A 4889-nucleotide genomic window follows, 5' to 3' on the forward strand; every position below is an offset into this window, starting at 1 on the left:
CCATCCACCTTCAGCGCCTTGGTCTCCTTGTCGACCAGCGGCGTCAGGAAGGCGACCAGGTTGCGGGCGTAGAGCGCCGAGGCGTCGGTCGCGATCCGGCCCGGGATGTTCCGGTACCCGACGATGGTGACGCCCTGGTCCTCGACCACCTCGCCCGGCCGGGTCAGGGCGCAGTTGCCGCCCCGCTCCGCCGCCAGGTCGACGATCACCGACCCCGGCTTCATCGACCGCACCATCGCCTCGTCCATCAGCACCGGCGCCTTGCGGCCGGGGATCAGGGCGGTGCAGATGACGATGTCCTGCTTCTTCACCGTCTCGGCGATCAGCGCCGCCTGCTTGGCCCGGTATTCCGCCGACATCTCCTTGGCGTAGCCGCCTGCCGTCTCGGCCGCCTTGAACTCCTCATCCTCGACCGCGACGAAGCTGGCGCCGAGCGACTGCACCTGCTCCTTCGCCGCCGGCCGCACATCCGTCGCCGACACCACGGCCCCGAGGCGCCGTGCCGTCGCGATCGCCTGCAGCCCGGCCACGCCGGCGCCCATCACCAGCACCCGGGCCGGCGGCACCGTGCCCGCCGCCGTCATCATCATCGGATAGGCCCGGCCGAACACCGACGCCGCCTCCAAGACCGCCCGGTAGCCCGCCAGGTTCGCCTGGCTCGACAGCACGTCCATCGACTGCGCCCGCGTGATCCGCGGCACCAGCTCCAGCGCGAAGGACTCGATCCCGCCCGCGGCATAGGCCGAAAGGCTCTCCGCGTCGTCATAGGGCTCCAGCACCCCGATCAGCGTCGCGCCGCGCGGGATCAGCGACAGCTCGTCGACCTCGCCCTCGCCGGCTCGCAAGGGGCGGCGCACCTTCAGCACCACATCCGCGCCGGCCAGAGCCGCGGCCGCATCCGCCGCCACCTCCGCCCCCGCCGCGCGATACGCCTCGTCCGTCACCGCGCTGCCAAGCCCGGCGCCGGCCTCCACCGCCACCGTCGCCCCCAGACCCACCAGCTTCTTCACGCTGTCCGCCGTCGCCGCCACCCGGCGCTCGCCATCCCGCCGCTCTCGCAACACCGCTATCCGCATGGACAAGACTCCCCCATGCGGCCCGTGCAGCGGCACCGCATCGCGTTAGAGACGCCGCAGCAGCCGGTCAGGCCGCCGCGGTTCCGTTCAAGTGGAGATCACGCGTGGACCACGGCCGACGCGGCATCCTGCAGCGCCGGCGAGGATTGCTGCAGGAAGTGCCGGATCAGGTCGCGGGCGCTGATCACCCCGACCAGAGTGTGATCCTCCATCACCGGCACGTGGCGGATGTGGTTCTCGTCCATCAGCCGCAGCACCGTCTCGATGCTGTCGCGCGGCTCGCAGCTGATCACCGCCCGGCCGATGAAAGCCGAGACCGGCATGGCCAGCGCCGCGGCGCCGTGCACGGACAGCGCCCGGGCGACGTCGCGCTCGGAGAACACCCCGACCACGACGTTGCCCTCGGTGCGGCACACCTCCTTGACCAGCAGGGCGCCGACATTCTCCCGAGTCATCAGCGTGACGGCGGTGGCCACCGTCTCGCCGACGCGGATCATGACGATGCGCGTGTCCTTCTGGCGCAGAATGTCTTCGGCTCTCATGGCTGGGATCCTCCTCGTCTGGAAACGGCTCTTCGCGGCCGTTCGGGGATGGGGTCAGGCCGGCACCAGCTCCGGTTCGGAGCGGGCCGGGGCCGGGCGGCTGTACAGCCCGGCGATCTCGGCGCGCTGCTGCACCAGGGCCAGGACGGTGTCGATCGTCGGCGTCGGCACCCCGACCATGCGGCCGAGTTCCTGCACCACGGTGACCAGCGGGTCGATCTCCATCGGCCGGCCGCGGTCGAGGTCCTGCAGCATCGAGGTGCGGTGCGCGCCGACGGCGCCGGCGCCGTCCAGCCGCCGCTCGATATCGACCCGGAAACGGACGCCGAGCTTGTCGCCGATGGTCTGCGCCTCGGCCATCATCCGCCGCGCCACGTCGCGGGTGGCGGGGTCGCCGGTGATGACGTCGAGCGTCGCATGGGTCAGGGCGCTGATCGGGTTGAGGCAGAGATTGCCCCACAGCTTCAGCCAGATCTCGTCGCGGATGTTGTCGCGGATCGGCGCCTTCAGCCCCGCCGCCTCCATCGCCTCGCTCAGGGCTGTGACGCGGGCCGACCGGCTGCCATCCGGCTCGCCGATCGGGAACTTGTCGCCATAATGGTGCTCGACCACGCCGGGCGCCACCACCTCGGTGGCCGGGTAGACGATGCAGCCGATGCCGCGCTGCGGCCCCAGCCGCTTCCACTGCACCCCGCCGGGATCGACCGTCTCGATGGTGCGGCCGTCGAGCGGACCGCCATGACGGTGGAAATACCAGTAGGGCAGCCCGTTCACCGCGGTCACCACCGCCGTCTCCGGCCCCAGCAGCGGCTGCATCGCCTCGACCACCCCCGGCACCGAATGGGCCTTGAGGCAGATCACGACATAGTCCTGCGGGCCCAGCTCGGCCGGATTGTCGGTGCAGCGGATGCGGGCGGTGCGGGTCTCGTCGTCGATCTTGAGGGTGAGGCCGTTCTGGCGCATCGCCTCAAGATGCAGGCCGCGGGCGACGAGGCTGACCTCGACCCCCGCGCGATGGAGCTGGACGCCGAGATAGCCGCCGATGGCTCCGGCGCCATAGATGCAGAGTTTCATGGCCGCGCCTTCCTCCCGTTGATTGGAGTCAGGGCCGCTGAGCAGCCGACCGGATCATCGTGGTATACAAAATACCTTATGTCAATCGATCGAAAGGAGGAAAGCTGCGCTGGACTCTCGTCCACGGTATACTTGTGACCGGCGGCGCCCGGGGTTATAGCCGAAGGGAACGCCGCCGCGCAGGCAGAAGGGCCTTTGATGAGCTTCCCGCAGATCGACGTCAAACCGCTCGACACCGAGACGAGCTTCCGGATCAAGGCCTACAAAGCGCTGAAGCAGGCCATCACCGAGATGGACATCTACGGCCATCCCGGCGAGATCAAGCTGGAGGAGCGGCAGCTGAGCGAGATGCTGGGCGTCAGCCGCACCCCGATCCGCGAGGCCATGACGCTGCTGGAGCAGGAGGGCTTCGTCCGCTCCGTCCCCCGCCGCGGCATCTTCGTGATCCGCAAGAGCAAGGCCGAGGTGCTGGAGATGGTCACCGTCTGGGCCGCGCTGGAGAGCATGGCCGCGCGGCTGGCCACCCAGGTCGCCACCGACGCCCAGATCCGCAAGCTGCACGACTATGTCGACGTGTTCCGCGACCGCGACCCGGAGGAGCATGTCAGCGAGTATTCCGAAGCCAACATCGCCTTCCACAAGCAGATCATCCGGATCAGCGGCTGCCAGCTGATCGTCGACATCACCGACAACCTGTTCATCCATATGCGCGGCATCCGCCGGGTGACGATCGGGCAGGACCACCGGGCCCAACGCTCGGTGGTCGACCACCAGAAGATCGTCGCCGCGCTGGAGGCCCGCGACGCCGACCTGGCCGAGAAGCTGGTGCGCGAGCACACGCTGGGCCTGGCCGAGCATGTGCGCAAGCACGGGGACTTCCTGGACTAGGGTGGCGGCCTGCGCCGGGCCGCCCTGGTCCAGGCCCGGCTAGAGGACGAAGTCGGCCGCCGCCAGGCTGACATGCCCTGTCAGCGTGATGTGGAAGTCGGAGGTTCCGTCGCCGTTGACGTCGCCGGCGATGGTGGTGTGGCTGGCGTCGGTGAAGGCAAAGCGCAGCTCGCCGGCATGGTGCGTGTAGGCGGCGGTGCCGATGAAGTGGAAGGCCTGGTCCCCGGCGGCGCCGATGCTGGCATCGATCAGGTGCAGGTCGATCCTGTCGCCCTGGGCATGGCTGAAATCCATGATGTGGTCGGCATTAGCGCCGACCATGCTGTCCCCCAGCGCGGCGTAGACGAAACGGTCGGCCCCGGCGCCGCCGGTGAGGATGTCGTGCCCGGCGCCGCCCTGGAGCACGTCGTTGCCGTTCCAGCCCTGCAGCACGTTGGCGCCGGCATTGCCGATGAGAGTGTCGCTGCCCTGGCTGCCGCTGACATTCTCGATCGAGACCAGCGTGTCGCCCTGGGCATCGCCACCGCTGCCGGTTTCGGCGGCCAGGTTGACCGAAACCCCGACCGTGCCGGTGTAGTAGCTGGCGGTATCGATATCGAGGCCGCCATCGAAATGGTCGGCCCCCGCCCCGCCGCGGAGCACATCGTTGCCGCCCAGGCCGTCGAGCGTGTCGGCCCCGTTCTGGCCGTCGAGGGTGTTGACGCCGCTGTCGCCGACGAGCGTGTCGCTGCCCTGGCTGCCGATCAGGTTCTCGATGAAGGCCAGCGTATCGCCCTCGGCATTGCCGCCATGGCCGATGCCAGTGTTGAGGCTGACGGTGACGCCGACCGTGCCCTCGCTGTAGGTCGCCGTGTCGTTGCCCCCCAGGCCGGTGAGGTCGTCCGCCCCCGCGCCGCCGCGCAGGACATCGTCGCCGGCATCTCCCACGAGATCGTCGTTGCCGCCGCCGCCGTCGAGGACATCGTTGCCGTCGCCGCCCCCCAGCGTGTCGACGCCGTCCCCGCCGGAGAGGGTGTCGTTGCCGTCGATGGAGGCGCTTGCCGACCCGATGGTGCACCTGATCCGCAACGCGCTCGACCACGGCCTGGAAATGCCGGAAGAGCGCGAGCGCGCCGGCAAGCCACGCAAGGGCAAGGTGACGTTGAGCGCCAGCCAGCGCGGCGAGCGTATCGTCATTGCCGGTCCTTCCGGCTCCGGCAAGTCGACGATGATCCGCTGCATCAACCGCCTGGAAGAGCACCAGAAGGCCGCTATCCTCAGCGTAGCGCCTTACTACAGCAAACCTACACAGGAAGGTATCTACCTGCAC

At 69.3% G+C, this 4889-nt stretch carries 6 protein-coding genes; 2 read left to right on the forward strand and 4 right to left on the reverse strand.

Annotation, left to right across the window (positions count from 1 at the left end):
- The 3 genes from ABDW35_RS32270 to ABDW35_RS32280 all read right to left on the reverse strand — a co-directional run.
- A partial coding sequence (locus ABDW35_RS32270; protein WP_343717945.1) for a Re/Si-specific NAD(P)(+) transhydrogenase subunit alpha occupies nucleotides 1-1076 on the reverse strand: 1076 nt, incomplete at its 3' end.
- Nucleotides 1077-1174: 98 nt separating this feature from the next.
- The gene (locus ABDW35_RS32275) at nucleotides 1175-1618 is read right to left on the reverse strand and encodes a CBS domain-containing protein (RefSeq protein WP_343717946.1); all 444 of its coding nucleotides are present in this window, start codon (nucleotides 1616-1618) and stop codon (nucleotides 1175-1177) included.
- Nucleotides 1619-1672: 54 nt separating this feature from the next.
- Entirely contained in the window at nucleotides 1673-2692 is a 1020-nt protein-coding gene (locus ABDW35_RS32280) for a 2-dehydropantoate 2-reductase (RefSeq protein ID WP_343717947.1), read from the reverse strand.
- 198 nt (nucleotides 2693-2890) lie between these two features.
- On the opposite strand from ABDW35_RS32280, the gene ABDW35_RS32285 reads away from it, so the two are divergent.
- Nucleotides 2891-3580 (forward strand): GntR family transcriptional regulator, encoded by a 690-nt coding sequence (locus tag ABDW35_RS32285; protein ID WP_343717948.1) that lies wholly within the window; start codon nucleotides 2891-2893, stop codon nucleotides 3578-3580.
- Nucleotides 3581-3619: 39 nt separating this feature from the next.
- On the opposite strand, the gene ABDW35_RS32290 is transcribed toward ABDW35_RS32285, so the two are convergent.
- On the reverse strand, nucleotides 3620-4648 hold the full coding sequence (locus ABDW35_RS32290; RefSeq protein ID WP_343717949.1) for a calcium-binding protein: 1029 nt from the start codon (nucleotides 4646-4648) through the stop codon (nucleotides 3620-3622).
- A gap of 22 nt (nucleotides 4649-4670) precedes the next feature.
- Between ABDW35_RS32290 and ABDW35_RS32295 the strand changes: the two genes are divergently transcribed.
- On the forward strand, nucleotides 4671-4889 hold a 219-nt coding region (locus ABDW35_RS32295), incomplete at its 3' end, for an ATP-binding cassette domain-containing protein (protein ID WP_343717950.1).

Source organism: Inquilinus sp. (assembly GCF_039594555.1).
In the GTDB taxonomy this organism is placed as follows: domain Bacteria; phylum Pseudomonadota; class Alphaproteobacteria; order DSM-16000; family Inquilinaceae; genus Inquilinus.